General features: G+C 71.5%; 13 protein-coding genes. 12 read left to right on the top strand and 1 reads right to left on the bottom strand.

The window, feature by feature from the left end; translation table 11 throughout:
- Nucleotides 1–9: 9 nt before the first annotated feature.
- The 12 genes from GGR66_RS17500 to GGR66_RS17445 all read left to right on the top strand — a co-directional run bounded on the left by GGR66_RS17500 (nt 10) and on the right by GGR66_RS17445 (nt 14,567).
- Entirely contained in the window at nt 10–1,242 is a 1,233-nt protein-coding gene (locus tag GGR66_RS17500) for a polysaccharide biosynthesis C-terminal domain-containing protein (protein WP_184449438.1), read from the top strand.
- Nucleotides 1,243–1,389: 147 nt separating this feature from the next.
- The gene (locus GGR66_RS17495) at nt 1,390–2,658 is read left to right on the top strand and encodes a hypothetical protein (protein ID WP_184449436.1); all 1,269 of its coding nucleotides are present in this window, start codon (nt 1,390–1,392) and stop codon (nt 2,656–2,658) included.
- Complete coding sequence (locus GGR66_RS17490) at nt 2,655–3,611, top strand: NAD(P)-dependent oxidoreductase (protein WP_184449434.1); 957 nt, start codon at nt 2,655–2,657, stop codon at nt 3,609–3,611. Before GGR66_RS17495 ends, GGR66_RS17490 begins: the two co-directional genes overlap by 4 nt.
- Nucleotides 3,612–3,846: 235 nt before the next feature.
- Nucleotides 3,847–4,590, top strand: coding sequence for a TylF/MycF/NovP-related O-methyltransferase (locus GGR66_RS17485; protein WP_184449432.1), 744 nt, complete (start codon nt 3,847–3,849; stop codon nt 4,588–4,590).
- Nucleotides 4,587–5,933, top strand: coding sequence for a hypothetical protein (locus GGR66_RS17480; protein ID WP_184449430.1), 1,347 nt, complete (start codon nt 4,587–4,589; stop codon nt 5,931–5,933). The genes GGR66_RS17485 and GGR66_RS17480 overlap by 4 nt, the downstream gene beginning before the upstream one ends.
- Nucleotides 5,934–5,991: 58 nt before the next feature.
- Nucleotides 5,992–7,833: an asparagine synthase (glutamine-hydrolyzing) gene (gene asnB, locus GGR66_RS17475; protein WP_184449428.1), complete on the top strand. Its 1,842-nt coding sequence runs from the start codon at nt 5,992–5,994 to the stop codon at nt 7,831–7,833.
- A gap of 16 nt (nt 7,834–7,849) precedes the next feature.
- The gene (locus tag GGR66_RS17470; RefSeq protein WP_184449426.1) at nt 7,850–8,839 is read left to right on the top strand and encodes a class I SAM-dependent methyltransferase; all 990 of its coding nucleotides are present in this window, start codon (nt 7,850–7,852) and stop codon (nt 8,837–8,839) included.
- Nucleotides 8,826–10,091: a hypothetical protein gene (locus GGR66_RS17465; RefSeq protein ID WP_184449424.1), complete on the top strand. Its 1,266-nt coding sequence runs from the start codon at nt 8,826–8,828 to the stop codon at nt 10,089–10,091. The genes GGR66_RS17470 and GGR66_RS17465 overlap by 14 nt, the downstream gene beginning before the upstream one ends.
- Nucleotides 10,088–11,413, top strand: a complete 1,326-nt coding sequence (locus GGR66_RS17460) for a hypothetical protein (RefSeq protein ID WP_326521057.1) — start codon at nt 10,088–10,090, stop codon at nt 11,411–11,413. Before GGR66_RS17465 ends, GGR66_RS17460 begins: the two co-directional genes overlap by 4 nt.
- Before the next feature lie 3 nt (nt 11,414–11,416).
- The gene (locus GGR66_RS17455) at nt 11,417–12,493 is read left to right on the top strand and encodes a glycosyltransferase family 4 protein (protein WP_184449422.1); all 1,077 of its coding nucleotides are present in this window, start codon (nt 11,417–11,419) and stop codon (nt 12,491–12,493) included.
- Entirely contained in the window at nt 12,490–13,272 is a 783-nt protein-coding gene (locus GGR66_RS17450; protein WP_255421760.1) for a WecB/TagA/CpsF family glycosyltransferase, read from the top strand. The genes GGR66_RS17455 and GGR66_RS17450 overlap by 4 nt, the downstream gene beginning before the upstream one ends.
- Complete coding sequence (locus tag GGR66_RS17445; RefSeq protein WP_184449420.1) at nt 13,269–14,567, top strand: O-antigen ligase family protein; 1,299 nt, start codon at nt 13,269–13,271, stop codon at nt 14,565–14,567. The genes GGR66_RS17450 and GGR66_RS17445 overlap by 4 nt, the downstream gene beginning before the upstream one ends.
- On the opposite strand, the gene wecB is transcribed toward GGR66_RS17445, so the two are convergent.
- The gene (wecB, locus tag GGR66_RS17440; RefSeq protein WP_160968198.1) at nt 14,552–15,682 is read right to left on the bottom strand and encodes a UDP-N-acetylglucosamine 2-epimerase (non-hydrolyzing); all 1,131 of its coding nucleotides are present in this window, start codon (nt 15,680–15,682) and stop codon (nt 14,552–14,554) included. The genes GGR66_RS17445 and wecB overlap by 16 nt on opposite strands.
- Nucleotides 15,683–15,703 lie beyond the last annotated feature (21 nt).

Below are 15,703 nucleotides of genomic sequence, written 5' to 3'. Positions count from 1 at the left end.
CCTGTGCGGATGAGCGCGCCACGCACGTCTGCCTGGCGCGCCGGCGCCGGTGCCTTGTCCGCGCAATGGGGGGCGATCCTGTGCGTGGCGGCGGTCTCGCTGGGGTTGTCGGTGTGGCTGGCGCGCAGCATGCAGCCGGAGGGATTCGGCTGTTACGCCTACCTGCTCAACCTGGCGACGCTGCTGGCGCTGACCCAGGATGCAGGGATGCGCACGCTGGTGCTGCGCGAGCGCGTGGCGCCCAGCCCGGGGCTGGCCGAGTACGCGCCGGCGTTGCCGGGCCTGGCACGCGGGCATCTGCTGCTCGCGACGCTGTTGCTGGTTGCCGTGGCGCTGCTGCTGCCACGCAGTGTCGGCGATCCGGCGCTGGGGTGGGCGGTGCTGTGCTTCGCCGCGGTGACCCTGTCGCAACTGGTCTCGGCGCAGCTGAAAGGCGCCGGGCACTGGCGCCGCGAAGCGCGTTGGCAGGTCGGCGCGCGTGCGCTGAGCGGACTGTCGATCGTGCTCGCGGTGCTGCTCCTGGGCGCCCGTCCCGAAGTGGTGTTCGCGGCCTGGGCCGTGGGGCTGCTGCTGGCGTACGCGCTGCTGGGTCGGGATCTGCACGATCGGCCGCGCTGGCGGCCGCAGGCCGCGGTGTATCGCGCCGCGGCCGGCTTCCTGTGGATCGACCTGGCGACCTGCCTGTACCGGCGCAGCGACATCGTCATCCTGCATCGCGCGGTGTCGCCGGCCGAGGTTGGCCAGTATGCCGCGGCCTATCGCCTGTTCGATGGCGTGCTGTTGCTGGCGGCGCCGGTGGCGCTGCTGTTCTTCCGGCGCCTGCGCCTGAGCCGCGTCGATCCCCGTGCCGCGCAGCGTCTGCAGCGCCGTACCCTGGCCGCGGCGGCGCTGGCCGGTATCGTGCTGGCGATCGCCGGCGCGGCGCTCGGCAGTTGGGTGGTCGGGCTGCTGTACGGGCCGGCGTACCGATCCACGGCGGGATCGCTGGTGGGCTGGCTGTTCGCCGCCTTCGTGTTCGTGCTGCCGAACTACGTGCTGACGCAGACGGCGATCGCGCTCGAGCGCCAGCGCTGCTACATGCTTGGCGCCGGCCTGGCGGCCGCGACCAACCTGGCGCTCAACCTGGTGCTGACGCCGCACTACGGCGCGCGTGGCGCAGCGCTGGCGACGATCGCCACCGAGGCAGTGCTGGCGGCGACGTTGTGGCTGGGGTTGCGCCGCGCCGCCGCACCGGTGGCGTGAGCCGCTTCGCATTGCCGCCATCGCGACCGGTATGGCACAGTGCCCGCTCCTCCAGCCGCCGATCGACATGAGGGGACATGCGATGCCGCGTAAGGCGCTGCGCCGGGCTGGTGACTTCCTTGTGACGCGAACACGGCGATGGATCCGATGCCTGGCAGAGACGATGTGCGTGACCGTGGCGACGATGCGTCGTTGGGCGACCTGCTGTTGGAGTTGCTGCGTTTCTATCGACAGTTCGGCCGCCTGCTGATTCCCGTGGCCGCACTGCTGGCGCTGGCCGCCGGCGTGCTGGTCGCGCTGCGCCCGGTCTACAGCGTCAGCGCGCTGCTGGATGTGCCGCAACTGACCCTGGAGCAGTGGCGGCGACTGCAGCCGATGCTGTCGGACCGGCAACTGGTGGCCGATTCGGTGGCCGCCATCGCATTGCCGGCGGATCTGCGCGAACGCGTGCAGCGGCAGTTCCAGCAGCCGCGCTACTGGGAGACGCGCGTGCAGTACCGCAGTGCGGTCGAGCGCGACGACATCCGCCAGCAGGTCAATATCGATCCGAAGACGGTCGGCGCGCTGGGCCTGGAGGTGGCGATCAACGCACGCGACGATGCGGCCGCCACGCAGCAGTTGCAGGCGATCGCCCAGCACGTGCGGCAGGTGATGCTGTGGGGCGGCCTGCGCGATGCGCTGGATGGCATGCGCCAGCAGACCGTGGAGAAGCGGCCGGAACTGCAGATCGCGCAGATCCAGCAGCAATTCGCCATCCAGCAGAGCACCCAGCAGGCGGCGGACATGCAGGCGTTGCTGGAGCGCTATCCGGAACTGCGGCGCAGCGAGGTCAACACGGTGGTCTCGGTCGGCGACGGCGGCGGCAAGTACCTGTCGCCGCTGGCGCAGATCGTGGCGTTGCAGGCCACCATCACCGAGACCCGGGCCAATCTGCGCCAGGGCCAGCGCGAACTCGAACAGCTCGACTGGAAGCAGCGTTTCCTCGCCTGTGCCGACAAGCGCGCCTCGACACTGCATTCGGGCAAGGCCCTGCAGGACTGGCTGCAGGCGTGCCACGCGGCGGTCTTTGCCGCCGGTGCGCAGGCCGATTCGGTGCGGGAGCAGATCGCACGCGAGATCGAACTGACGCTGGCCCAGCAACGCGGGCGCGCCCAGCAGGTGCGTTACCGGGCGCTGCCGGCGCTCTCGGCGACGCCGGTGCCGGCGCGGCGACCCCTGCTGGTGGCAGTCGCGGTGTTCGTGGCGGCGCTGCTGCTGATGTCGCTCGGGCTGGGCCTCTATGTCGCGGCCCGGCGTCTGCGCGATCCGTCCGCGTGGTCGCCGCAGCGCGATCCACTGTTCGCCTGGCTGCCTGCCGGACTGCGGCGCCGGTTGTTGCCCGACGACGCGTCGCCGCCTGTACCGAGGCGATCGTGAAACGCGTGCTGGTGACCGGCGCCGCCGGCATGATCGGACGCCGGCTGGTGATGGCGCTGTTGCAGCGCGGCGACGCGGTCGCTGGCCTGGACGACCTGTCCAGCGGCATGGCCCTGCCGGAGGGCCTGCACGTCGCGGCCGTCGCCGACATCCGCGACACGGCCGCGGTGGCTGCCTGTTTGCGTACGTTCCGCGCCGACGCGGTGGTGCACCTGGCCGCGATCCACCATATCCCGACCTGCGAACGGCAGCGCATGCATTGCCTGCAGGTGAACGTGGTCGGGACCGAGAGCGTGCTGCAGGCCGCCGACGACACCGACGTGCGACAGGTGCTGATCGCCTCCAGCGGGGCGGTGTACGCCTGGGGCGAGCAGGCGCTGGACGAAGCCGGCAGTCCCACCGAGGCGCGCGACAACTACGCGCTGTCCAAGCTCTGCAACGAAGGCCAGTTGCGCCTGTGGTGCGCGCGCGGCGGCGGCCGCCGCGGCCGGGTGGCGCGCCTGTTCAACAGCATCGCCCACGACGATCCGAACGCGCATCTGATTCCCGAGGTGCTGGCGCAACTGGCGGCCGATCCGGCGCCGGCGCCGCTGGTGCGGCTGGGCAACCTGCAGCCGCGCCGCGATTACCTGCATGCCGACGATGCGGCCGCCGGGCTGCTGGCCCTGCTCGACGATGCGCGGGCGGAGCCGGCCTACGATGTGTTCAATCTGTGCTCGGGCGTGGAACACTCGGTCGGCGAACTGGTGGAGGAAATCGGTGCCTTGCTCGGCCTGGCACCGCGGGTGCAGGTGGATCCGCAGCGGCAGCGTGCGCATGATCGGGCGCATCAGCTCGGCAACCCGGCCAAGGCCGCCGCGGTGCTGGGCTGGCGCACGCGCTGGACCCTGCGCGAGGCGTTGCGGCGCACACTCGCGCCGGAGCAGGCTGCGGACACACGCGTTCCCGGATGAGCGCACTCGACCGGATCGCTCAGTGCACGGCCGATCCGCGCGTGCAGCCGGTGGCGAAGGTCGTCGAGGACGGTGTTCTCGACACCGTGCCGTGTGCGTCGCGCGCATCTGCCGCTGACCAGGCGTGCGCCGCCGTCTCCACGGTCACGCGCACCCGCGTGCGCCATTGCGCTGGTCGGGATCGAGCCTGGATACTCGGACGTTTCCGCCCCTGGCCCGACGCACGGTGTCCGACGTGTCCATAACGCTCATCGAACGCCTCAAGCTCGCCTATCGCGGCCTCCGGGTCGGCGCGAACCTGCATCGCAACGATGCGCTGGGCGCGCTGTATCGCGCCTGGGCCTACGTGCATGCCTCCCAGCTTGCCGGCGATTACTACGAGTTCGGCGTGTACCGCGGCAACAGCCTGGCCCATGCGTGGCTGTGCTATCGGCACCAGCGGCGGCGCATCGAGCGCAGCGCCGGTTTGCCCTTCCAGCACCGGGGCACGGTGCTGGGCTTCCTGGCGCAGCGGCCGCGGTTCTACGGCTTCGACACCTTTGCCGGCATGCCGCGCAATGCCGAAGGCGAGGACAGCCTGGCCACCGGCAGTTTCCTCGCCGCCCAATCCGAGGCGCAGGCGCGCTGCGCCGCGGTGGGGCTGCGCGCGCCGGAACTGCACTTGGTGCCCGGCCTGTTCGCCGACAATGCGCATGCCATCGGCCACACCCAGGCAGCGATCGTGAACCTGGATTGCGATCTGTATGCCTCGGCATGCGATGCGCTGACCCTGATCGCGCCGCGCCTGGTCCAGGGCAGCGTGCTGCTGTGCGACGACTACGATCTGTTCCAGGCCGATCGCCAGCGCGGCGAGCGGCGTGCCCTGCAGGAATGCGCCGAGCGGTTCGGCATCGAATTCGAGCCGTGGTTCGCCTACGGCGCGGCTTCGCGCGCCTTTCTGTGCCATGTGCCGGCGGCCGGATCTCTCGCCCGGCCATGAGCACGGCCGGGCGCCTGCGCGCGGGATTCGTGTCCGGCGCGCTGCTGTATGCGCTCGGGCAGGGCTGCGCGCTGCTGTTCCAGTGGCTGCTGTTGCGTCAGTTCGGCCTGCAGGGCTATGGCGAGGTGGGGCTGGCGCATCTAGGACTGACCACGGTGCTGTTTCTGGCCGACCTGGGCTACGCCTCGCTGTTCCTGCGCGAAGATCCGGCCGCGCCGGGATGGGAGATGCGCTGGCGGCAGGCGCTGCGCCATCGGCTGCTGGCCACCCTGGTGCTGGATCTCGGATGGGTCGTCGCGGCCGGATGGTCATGGCAGTGGCGGGGCGCGGGCTTCGGCTACGTGCTGGCGGTACTGCCGGCCACCTTGTTCGGCCTGGTCAATTATTCGGCGCCGTTGCTGGCGCAGGCACGGCGGTTGTCGGGATTCGCCGTGCAGCAGGTGGCGATGCCGGTGGCGATCCTGGCCTGGTTGCTGCTGCGGCCGTTGCCCGGGTGTGGCGGCGCGGTCGGCGCCGGCATCGCCGTGAGCATCGGCTATCTGCTGCAGGCGCTGGTCAACATGGCGGTGTTCGCCGCGCCGCTGCGCCTGCTGTGGCCGCAGCGCGGCCACGGCCGCCATCTGCTGGCAACGGCCGTGCAGCTGTCGCTGCTGGGCATCGCCGGCATCCTGCACGATCGCCTGACGCCGCTGCTGCTGGCGGCGGTGGCGCCGGGCTTTCTGCCGGTGTATCTGTTCCTGGGCTATCTGCTCAACGGCGCCAGCGGCGTGTTCAACCAGTTCAACCGGCTGCTGCTGGCCGAGGCCGCCAGCGAGGCCGGCCAACGCTGGGCGCAGTGGCTGATCTCGCTGGTGCTGGGCGGCGCGGCGCTGGCCGCGCTGCTGCTGCCGCTTGCGGTGGCGGCCTGGGGCAGTGCCGAACAGCGGGCCTGGTGGCCATGGACGACGCCGGTGTTGGCCGGTGGTGCGACGGTGCTGCTCAGCGGGGTGCTGGCGGCGCTGCTGATCGGGCGCCATCGCGAACGCGCGCTGTTGCGCCTGCTGCTGATCGGCTTGCTGTGCAGCGCGGGGCTGCAACTGGCCGCTGCAGCATGGGCAGCGCCGCAGTGGCTGCTGTGGGGGCGGCTGCTGTGCCTGTTGGGGATTGCCGCGGTGAGTCTGCGGCTGTGCGGCCTGCGCCTCAACGGCGGCGGCGCCGCGGCCCTGCTCGCGGCGCTGCTGGCGGCCTCGCTCTGGGGCGGGCGGATCGGCTGGACGCTGGCGGCGGTGCTGCTGCTGCCGGCGCTGTGGACGGCCTGGCGCCAGCGCAGCCTGTTCGCGCCCGCGCCGGAGCGCGCGGCGTGACGCGGTCGTCGAGGTTCGCTGTCGTGTCGCGCCGCAGCGTAGGGGCAAGGAGGCGCGCATGTGCGGCATAGTCGCGTTGCGCAATTTCGGCGACGGCGCAGCGCTGCAGGCGCAGGCCGAACGCGCGTTGGCCGCCTTGGCCCGGCGTGGTCCGGATGCGCAGGGACTACTGTGTGAGCAGCAGCCCGTGCCGACCGCGCTGGGCCACCGCCGCCTGGCCATCCTCGACCTGAGCGAGGCGGCGACGCAGCCGATGCGCTGTGCCGACACCGGCAACGCGGTGGTGTTCAACGGCGAGATCTACAACTTCCTGGAACTGCGCCGCGAACTGGAAGCGCTCGGCCATCGCTTCCGTACCGACAGCGACACCGAGGTCCTGCTGCATGGCTGGCGCGCCTGGGGCGAAGACCTGTTCGCGCGCTGCAACGGCATGTGGGCGATCGTGCTGCTGGAGCAGGCCAGCGGCGATCTGATCTATTGTCGCGACCGGCTCGGGGTGAAGCCGCTGTACCTGCATCACGACGGCCGGCAGTTGCTGCTGGCCAGCGAGATCCGCGCCATCGCCGCGGCGCTGGGCGGCTATCCGCCGCCCAATCCCGGTGCGATCTTCGATTTCCTCGTCGCCGGCCTGTCCGACCATCGCGGCGAGACGTTCTATGCCGGCATCCGTGCGGTGCCACCCGGCTGGGTCTACCGCGTCTCGGCGGACGGCCACAGCCGTCGCCACCGCTACCATCGCTGGCCGCTCCCGGGCGAGGTGGCGCCGCTCGACGACGAGGCGACGCGGGCGCTGCTGGAAGACGCCACGCGGCTGCGCCTGCGCTCGGACGTGCCGACGGTGACGCTGCTGTCGGGTGGGCTGGACAGCGCGATTCTGACCCGGCTCAGCCTGAGCGCGACGCATGCGCCGCGCACCTGCTTCGCCGGCGCCTACACCTACGGCTACCGCGACGCCGAGCAGGCGCGCTTCGACGAGGTCGCGGCCGCGTCGGGGTTGATGGCCGAATGGGGCGAGGCGGCGCGCCACCGCGTGCACCGCGCGCATGCGATCCCGGCCGAAGACGAGTTGCTGGAGCTGGTGCGCGTGCAGGAAGAGCCGTTCTGCACGCCGTCGATCCTGGCCAGTTTCCGCATGTACCGGGCCGTCCGCGACGCCGGCTACACGGTCGTGCTCAACGGCGAGGGCGCAGACGAGTTGTTCGGCGGCTACGTCCGCCTGTACCTGGCGTTGAGCGCGCGCAGCGCGCTGCACGCGCTGCGCCTGCCGACGCTGGTGCGCCTGCTCGGCAGCGGCGCGGTGGATCCGAGGTTGTTGCTCAACCGCCTGGCCTGGGATCTGCCGGCCGGTCCGCTCGGGGCATTGCTGCGGCGGCAGCGGCCGAGCGTGGCCAGCATGTCGGCGGCGCTGTGGCACGACCAGGCGTCACGTCTGGCCGTGTTGCAGGCCGATCGCCGCGGCGATGTGCAGGCGCGCCTGCGCGCCGACGTGCTGACGACCAACCTGCCGATGATCCTGCGCATGACCGATCGCAACAGCATGCACTCCGGGGTGGAGGTGCGCGCGCCATTCCTGGATTACCGGGTGGTGGAACGCGCGCTGGCCACGCCGGCGCAGCGTCGGATGGGCGACTACCATGGCAAGGCGCTGCTGCGGCAGGCGTTCGCCGGCATCTTGCCGCAGCGCCTGGTCGGCCAGCGCAAGAGCACCGGCTTCGGCCATGCCGAGCAGTTCCTGGTCGATCGCATGCCGCTGCAGCCGATCCTGGCGACATTGCCGCCGGAGCTGGGCGAATTTCTCGACCTGGCGGCGTTGCGCAGCCAGTGGCAGCGTGGCGAGGCGCACAGCACGCTGTGGTTCGCCGTCTCCGTGGCGCTGTGGTACCGGAGCATCTATGGCTAGGCCAGGGCGTGTGCCGATGGAACTGGCGGCCGACGCGGGCGTGTGCCGCTGTTGCGGCGCCACCACGCTGCAACGCGCGGTGTGGCCCGAGGTCTATGCCGACACCGGCCAGGAATTGCGCCGGTGCGGGCATTGCGCGCTGGCCTATCTGGCGCCGGACTTCACCGAGGACACCCTGGCGCGTTTCTATGCGCACGACTACCGGCGGCTGTTCCCGGCCGAATCGCCCTGGCGCAGCGAAGCGCGCTTCTTCGCCTGGCGCGGCGATCGGCCGATCGCGCAGCGACGGCTGCAGTGGATCGCGCCGCAACTTGCGAACGGTGCCCGGCTGCTGGAAATGGGCTCGGGTTTCGGTGCCTTCCTCGGCGTCGCTGCGGCAGCGCGTCCGGACCTGGCGCTGTGGGCGATCGAACCCGACCTGGAACATCGTGCACGGCTGCTCGGCGACGCGCGCGTGGCGTTCGTGCCGGATCTGCAGGCGGTGGCGGACGCCAGCGTCGACGCAGTGGTGGCGTTCCACGTGCTGGAGCATCTGCCCGATCCGCGCGGTTTCCTGCACACGCTGACGCGGATCCTGGCGCCAGGCGGACATGCCTGGATCGAAGTGCCGGACGTGATGGGCGATTGGCGCTCGCGCAATTACGTGCATCCGGCGCATCTGAGCTATTTCTCTGGCCCCGTGCTGCAGCGCTTGGCGCTGAGCGCCGGGCTGGAGGTGGTGCAGTGCGGGGCGCATCCGGCCGGCGGCGTGCTGGCCGACAATCTGTGGGTGCAACTACGGCGGCCGCCGCATCCCTGCGCCACGCCACTGGCGGGCGCCAGCGCCGAGGAAGTGCGCCTGCTCGACGCACGGCTGGACAGCGTGGGCTGGGGCCTGCGCGATCGTCTGCGACGCGCGCTCAAGCGCGTGATCGTGCGTGCGTTCGGCCCCGGCCTGCCCGGCGAAGTGCAACGCTGGCGCGGACGCCGGCACGTGCGGGAGGCGACGCGCGATGCGCTTCGCTGACTTCCAGCAGGCGCTGCATGCGCACTATGGCGAGGAGGCCGCGGCGGCGCGCCACGAACTCTATTTTCTCGCCAGGCGTGGGCGCGGCGCGGTGGTGCGGGCATTGCTGGCGACGGTGCGCGATGCCTGGCTGTGCTGGCGCCTGCCACGCGCGCCGGCACCGTTGGCCGCCTGGGTGGCGCTGGTCACCCTGCCCGGCGCCAACGGCTGGGCTGCGCTGGCGCCGTGCGTGGCCGACCTGGCGCAGCGCGGCATCGCCTGCAGCGTGCTGATCCATCCGCGCCTGCGCAGGCGCGTCGCCGGCGACCCGCCCGCTCGCCCGGCAGCGGCCGCCTGGCGCCACGCCGCCGGTGCCTGGCGATTGCGGCAGACCGCCGCAGGCGCGCCACCGTTGTCGCCCTGGCTGGTGCGCTGCTGCGTGTTCCGGCAGCGCCTGTGGCGTGGCGCCTGGGCACGCACCCTGACCGCGCGCGGTGAAGCGACGCTGCTGCTGCACAACGACTTCGACCTGTACGCGGTCGCCGCGCAACAGGCCGCAGGCACCGGCTGGCGCAGCGTGTGCGTGCAGCATGGCCTGCCCACCGACGAGTTCTTCCCGGTGCGCGCGCAGCGGCACCTGCTGTGGGGGCCGAGCAGCGCACAGGTGTTCGCGCAGCATGGGGTGGCGCCGCAGGCACTCGGCTATGGCCCGGCGTTGTTGCCGACCGCTGCAGCGGCCGAGCGTGCCGACGACGCGCCGTTGCCGGCGGCGCTGTGCCTGGTGTCGCAGACACACACCCCGATCTATGGCCGTCCGCTCGCGGCGGACTTCCTGGCCCTGGCGCAGGCCCTGGCACAGTGCGACGGCCCCGCGTTGCAGATCCTGCTGCATCCGGAGGAGGTGCGCGGCGGCCATCCATATGCCGCCGCCGCGCTGGCGACCCGTTGCCGGCGCCCACCGCATGCGTTGCTGGATGCTGCCGCGGCGCCGGCGATCGTGATCGGTTTCTGCTCCACTGCCTTGCTGCAGGCCGCCTGCCGTGGCCATTACGTGATCGGCCTGGCCTGGCCGGCGACGCAGTCGCTGGATGCGCTGGCGGTCGGGCGCCCGTCGACGCAGGTCGCTGATGCCTCCGCGCTGTGCGCGTTGATCGGCCAACTGTGTGCGGACCCGTCGGCACGCCGGCGCCTGCTCGCGCAGCAGGCGCAGTGGCTGCGCCAGACCTTCGCCAGCGACCCGCACTGGCCGCAGCGCCTGGGAGCGATGGCGTGAGCCGGCTGAGGAGGCTGGGGCTGGTGCTGCTGATCCTGTGGATCCATCTCGGCGATCTGCTGGTGGCCTGGCTGTACGCCGGCGGCGCGTTGCCGCAGGCGACCTGGCTGCGGCCACTGCGCGACGCCACGGTCCTGGGGCTGGCCGCGCTGTGCCTGCTGACCGCGCGCATGCCGCGGCCGATGCTGCTGTCGGTGCTGGTGTTCGGCGCGTTGGCGGCCGCGTACGCGCCGCTCGGCTATGCGCATGGGCTGCCGGCCGGCATCGTCGTGGGATCGTTCGGCGTGGTGATGGTCCCGATCCTGTTCCTGTTGGCCGGTTACGGCGCCATGCCGCAGCCGCGCGATCTGCGCGCCGCCACGCGCGCCCTGGCCTGGCTGGGCCTGGCCAGCGCGCTGTTCGGCGTGTGGGATCTGACCCATACCGACTTCTGGGTGAGGCAGGTGCGCTTGCCGGACTACCTGCAACAGGTCAAGGGCGTGATGCCGCAGGACACCGACCCGGAGACCGGGTTGCCGTGGAATTTCGTGGGCGGCGAAGACTATGCGCGCCGCGCCGGGGGACTGCTCGCCGCACCGTTGGCGCAGGGCCAGTTCCTGGTGACCGCGGCGCTGGCGGCGTTGGCGCTGTGGCCGCGGCGCTGGCCGTGGCGGGCACTGCTGGCCTGTGCCGGGCTGTTCGCGGGGATCTGGATGTCCGGCACCCGTGGCGCGATGCTGGCCGGCATCGTCGCCGTGCTCGGCTATCTGCTGACCGGGCGCGGCCTGGTGCGCTCGGCGTCGGCGCGGATCGTGCTGGCCGGCGCGGTTGGGTTGGCGATCGTGGTGGCCTCCTACGGCATCGTGGTGATGTCGGTGAACTTTCGTGACGGGTCCACCATCGGCCACTGGTGGGCGCTGCAGCGCAATCTGGCCGACCTGCATCAGGTCGCGTTGTTCGGCGGCGGAATCGGACGCCAGGGCGCCCTCGCCGCGCGGCAGGGGCTGACCGATCTCGGCGGCGGCGAAGGCGCGATCTTCAGCATCGCCTATCAGATGGGCGTGCCGGCGGCACTGCTGTTCCTCGGCTTCCTCGGCTGGTGCCTGCGGACCCTGTGGCGCACCTACCGCCAGGACGACGATCGCCTGGCCCTGGCCAGCTTCTGGCTGCTGTGCGGCATGATGACCACGCTGGTGTCCTCGGACAACGCCTTGACCGTGTCCGGTGCGGGCGGCTTCTGGCTATTGCTCGGCGGCGTGTTGCGGCAGTGCCGGAGGCGGGCACGTCCAGTCCAGACGCACACCCCCGCGCTGCCGCCGTCGGGCGCTGCGGCGGAGGCCTGAGTCGTGCGCATCCTGCACGTGTACAAGGATTTTGCGCCGCTGCGCGGCGGCGGCGGCGTGGCCCGGCACATCCATGGCCTGGCGGTGCTGGCGGCGCAGGCCGGACACGCGGTGCGGGTGGCGGCGCCTGCGGCGGAAGATTCCGGCCGGCCCGACTACGCCACGGTCCGCGTCGCCGCGGCCGGGTTGTGGCCGCAGATCGGCTGGGCCGATGTCGTGCACGTGCACGGCGCACGCACGCCGATCGCGGCGCTGGCGGCGCTGCTGGCGCGCTGCCGCGGCAAGCGCGTGGTGTACACGCCGCACTGCTACTACGACGATGCGCCCAGCCTGGGCAAGCGCCTGCGCAAGCGCGTCTGGGATGCGCTGGTGGAACGTCCGCTGCTGCGCCGCGCCGATCGCGTGGTGCTGCTGTCGGCCTACTGGCGCGACTACCTGCAGGCACGGCGGATGCCGGCCACGCACGCGCTGCTGCTGCCCAATGCGGTCCTGGCCGCCGAACTGCCAGCGGCTCCGTTCGAGGCCGCCACGCTGGCAGGCGCGCCGGCCTTGCTCTCGGTCGGCCGCCTGGATGCGGTGAAACGCCTGCACGATGCGATCGCGCTGCTGGCGCAGCAGGGGATGGACGCGGCGGTGCTGCATCTGGTCGGGCGTGGACCCGATCGCGCCCGGTTGGAGGCCTGCGCGCATGCACACGGCGTGGCCGCACGCGTGCGCTTCCATGGGTTCGTCGCCGACACCGAGGTCGCGGCGATGGCGGCGCGCGCCGATGCATTCGTGCTGCCGTCGGCGGTGGAAGGCATGCCGACGGTGTTGATCGAAATGCTGCTGCTCGGTTGTCGGGTGTTGGCCAGCGACATCCCCGGCAATCGCGCGATCCTGCAGCCGCTGGGTTTGCAGGATGCGCTGTATCCGCTGGGCGATGTTGCGGCGCTGGCGTCGCGGGTGGCGGCGCTGCGCCGGCAACGCGTTGCGCCGCAGGTGGTGGCCTCGGTGCGTGCCGGCTTCACTTGGGAAGGCATTCGGCCGCAGGTACTGGCGCTGTACGATGCATTGATCCCCGAGGAGTCTGTCCCTTGAACCCCAGTCCGCCGCGTCTGCGTTTCTTCGATTGCCCGCTGGATCTGCTTGCGCCTGCCGAGCTGCTGCAACGGGCACAGACCGCCGCCTCCGGCGGCGCGCCGCTGCGGATCGAGGGCCTGAACGTGGCCAAGCTGATCGATGCGCGCGCGCAGGCGCCGTTGCGCGAGGCGCTGGAGGAGGCCGAACTGGTGCATATCGACGGCAGCGGCATCAGCATCGGCCTGCGCTGGATGGGCGTGGAGCCGCCGCCGCGCCGCGCCGGTATCGATCTGATGCAGGACCTGTGCGCGCAGGCCGCGCAGGCCGGCGACGGCGTGTATCTGCTCGGCGCGCGGCCGGCGGTGGTGGCGGCCGCGGCCGAGCGCCTGCGTGCGGCCGCGGCAGGGCTGCAAATCGTCGGCGCCCGCGACGGCTACTTCGGCGAGGCCGAGGTGCCGCAGGTGGTCGCCGCAATTCGCGCCTCCGGCGCACGCTACCTGTTCATCGGCATCAGCTCGCCGAAGAAGGAACTGTTCCTGCAGCGTCACTGGTCCGACCTGGGCGTGGCGGTGGCGATGGGCGTGGGCGGATCCTTCGATGTGCTGTCCGGCATGCTGCCGCGCGCGCCGCTGTTGATGCAGCGGTTCGGCATGGAGTGGCTGTTCCGGCTGGCGTTGGAGCCGCGTCGCCTTGGCTGGCGTTACGTCCGCACCAACTTCCTGTATCTGCTCCTGCTGCTGCGTGCGCGCCTGAGCCGGAGTTATCGCGCACGCGCGGCGATCCGCGAACCGGCATGAGCGCATCGGCGACGGGCGCGTCCGCTATTGGCGCGCGCGCGCGCGCGCCGCAGCCGCTGGCGGTCGCGGCATGCCTGGGCGTGTATCTGCTGTTCTGCCTGCAGCAGGTGGTGCTGACCGGACGTTACTTCGGCGTGGGGCTGTCGCTGGGCTCGATGGCGATTCGCGCCTTCGTGCTGAGCGTGGCGGTCTGGGCGCTGTGGCGGCATGGCGTGCCGGCGATCCTGCGCGCGCCGTTGCTGGCGATCCTGGCATGCCTGGCGGCACTGGTTGCGTCGGTGCTGGCATCGGGATATCCGGAGTTGGCGTTCAAGTTCGCCGTGCGCTACGCCACCGCCTTGCTGGCGCTGTGGGCCATGCTCAATCTCGCGCTCGCCTGCCCGCGCTGGCCGCGTGCGGCGACGCTGGCGGCATTGATTGCGCTGTGGTGGAACCTGGCCCTGGGGCTGGCGGTGCGCCTGCACTGGCCGCCGGCGCTGCGCGTGTCCCTGGCCTTCCACGCCGAGGACAGTTTCAAGTACCTGCCGCGGATCTCCGGCATGTACGAACATCCGGCGCTGCTGGCGGCGAGCGCGGTGGTGGTGGCCACGCTGGTCCTGCAGTTGTGGCGTAGCGGCGCGTTGGGACGCGTCGCGCTGGTCATGGCGCTGCTGGGTGCCGTGCTGGCGCTGGCGCTGACCCAGGTGCGCAATCCGCTGTTGCCGGTCGGTGCGCTGCTGCTGTGGTGGGCGTGGCCGCGGCGCGGCGCGTCGCGCGTGCGTCGCAACGCGGCCGTCGCGGCGCTGCTGGGGTTGTCGGGGCTGGCCGGCTTCGTGCTGTGGCAGCGCTATGCGGACATGACCAGTGCGGTGCACGAAAGCACGCTCACCGCGGTGTCGCTGGGGCGGACCTATCTGTGGGCCGGCGCGTTCGAGGCCTGGCGCAGCCACCCGTGGTTCGGGCTGGGGGCCGGGGTCTTCCAGTTCCTGGTGCCGGACTACACCGGTGGACGCTTCGATCGCGGCGAACTGCATGCGCACAACCTGCTGCTGGCGGTGCTGTCGGAAACCGGGCTGTGCGGGCTGCTGGCGTGCCTGGGCTTGCTGGTGGCCTTGTGGTCGCCGTTGCTGCGGCAGATGCGAATGCGCGCCTGGGCGCTGCTGTGGGGCGTGTTGCTGCTCGGCCTGGGTGTGTTCGACTTCTACCTGCAGTTCTATGCGTTCTCGCTGCATGCGGCGCTGGCGGTGGCGACGCAGTACGCCCTCATGTGCGCTTCCACGCGATCGCCCGAATCGGGCCGTCAGCGCGCGGCCTGACGCAGCGGCGCGCGTGCCGAGAAGCGTTGCCCGGCCTGGGTGCTGGTCAACAGGGTGTCGAGCACGTCGCGATAGGCATGGCCGTCGCCGAACGGGTTGCGCCATGCCACCTCGCGCGCCAGCAGCGCGTCGGCGGCCACGCGCAGACCGGGCGCGTCCAGGCTCAACGGCAGTTCCGCCCCGCCGACCTGCAGGGTTTCCGGCCGTTCGGTGTTGGTGCGCAGCACCAGGCACTTGCGCTGCAGGATGCAGGCCTCCTCCTGGATGCCGCCGCTGTCGGTCATGATCAGCGATGCGCCCTGTTGCAGCGCCAGCATGTCCAGATAGCCGACCGGCCCGATCGCGCGCAGGCAGCGATGCCGCGCCGAGGCGGCATCGCCCATGCTCGACAGGCGCGGATGCATCGGGAACACCAGCGGCACGCCGGCGTCCTCGGAGATCGCCGCCACCGCCTGCATCAGCGCGGCGAAATGCTGCGGATCGTCGGTGTTGGAGCGCCGGTGGCAGGTCAGCAGGTGGTAGGCGCCCTCACGCAGTCCCAACCGCTGCAGGATGTCCGACCGCCGTAGCGCGGTGCGCGCGTGCGCCAGCGTCGCATCCGCCACCGTGTTGCCGGTGACCCGGATGCTCGCCGGCGCCAGGCCTTCCTCGCGCAGGATCTGCGCCTGCAGCGGGGTCGGGCAGAACAGGTGATCGGACATATGGTCGATCAGGACCCGGTTCACTTCCTCCGGCATGCTGCGGTCGCGGCTGCGCAGGCCCGCCTCCACGTGCGCCACCGCGATGCCGAGCTTGTTGGCGGCCATGGCGCCGGCCAGCGCGCTGTTGGTATCGCCCTGCACCACCACCACGTCCGGGCGGATACGTTCCAGTACCGGTTCGATGCCGCACAGCATGCGGCCGATCTGGGTGGCGTGCGACGCCGAGCCGATCCCGAGGTTGTAGTGGGCGCGCGGCAGTTCCAGTTCGTCGAAGAAGATGCGGTCCATCTTTTCGGCGTAGTGCTGGTTGGTATGCACGATCGAGAAGCGCAGGCCGTCGCGCTCGCTGGCCGCGATCAGCGAGGCCAGCTTGATGATCTCCGGGCGGGTGCCGAGAACGTAGCTGATATGCATCGGATTCGGACTCCCCCGGTC

Source organism: Xanthomonas sp. 3498 (genome assembly GCF_014199795.1).
Classification (GTDB): domain Bacteria; phylum Pseudomonadota; class Gammaproteobacteria; order Xanthomonadales; family Xanthomonadaceae; genus Xanthomonas_A; species Xanthomonas_A rydalmerensis.
The sequence above is the reverse complement of the archived record's forward strand: the minus strand, read 5'-3'. Positions and strand labels throughout refer to the sequence as shown.

Excerpts from the sequence above, each read along its gene's own strand:
- GGR66_RS17500 (WP_184449438.1), top strand. The coding sequence starts at position 10 with ATGAGCGCGCCACGCACGTCTGCCTGGCGCGCCGGCGCCGGTGCCTTG.
- GGR66_RS17495 (WP_184449436.1), top strand. The coding sequence starts at position 1,390 with ATGCCTGGCAGAGACGATGTGCGTGACCGTGGCGACGATGCGTCGTTG.
- GGR66_RS17480 (WP_184449430.1), top strand. The coding sequence starts at position 4,587 with ATGAGCACGGCCGGGCGCCTGCGCGCGGGATTCGTGTCCGGCGCGCTG.
- asnB (WP_184449428.1), top strand. The coding sequence starts at position 5,992 with ATGTGCGGCATAGTCGCGTTGCGCAATTTCGGCGACGGCGCAGCGCTG.
- GGR66_RS17470 (WP_184449426.1), top strand. The coding sequence starts at position 7,850 with ATGGAACTGGCGGCCGACGCGGGCGTGTGCCGCTGTTGCGGCGCCACC.
- GGR66_RS17465 (WP_184449424.1), top strand. The coding sequence starts at position 8,826 with ATGCGCTTCGCTGACTTCCAGCAGGCGCTGCATGCGCACTATGGCGAG.
- GGR66_RS17445 (WP_184449420.1), top strand. The coding sequence starts at position 13,269 with ATGAGCGCATCGGCGACGGGCGCGTCCGCTATTGGCGCGCGCGCGCGC.
- wecB (WP_160968198.1), bottom strand. The coding sequence starts at position 15,682 with ATGCATATCAGCTACGTTCTCGGCACCCGCCCGGAGATCATCAAGCTG.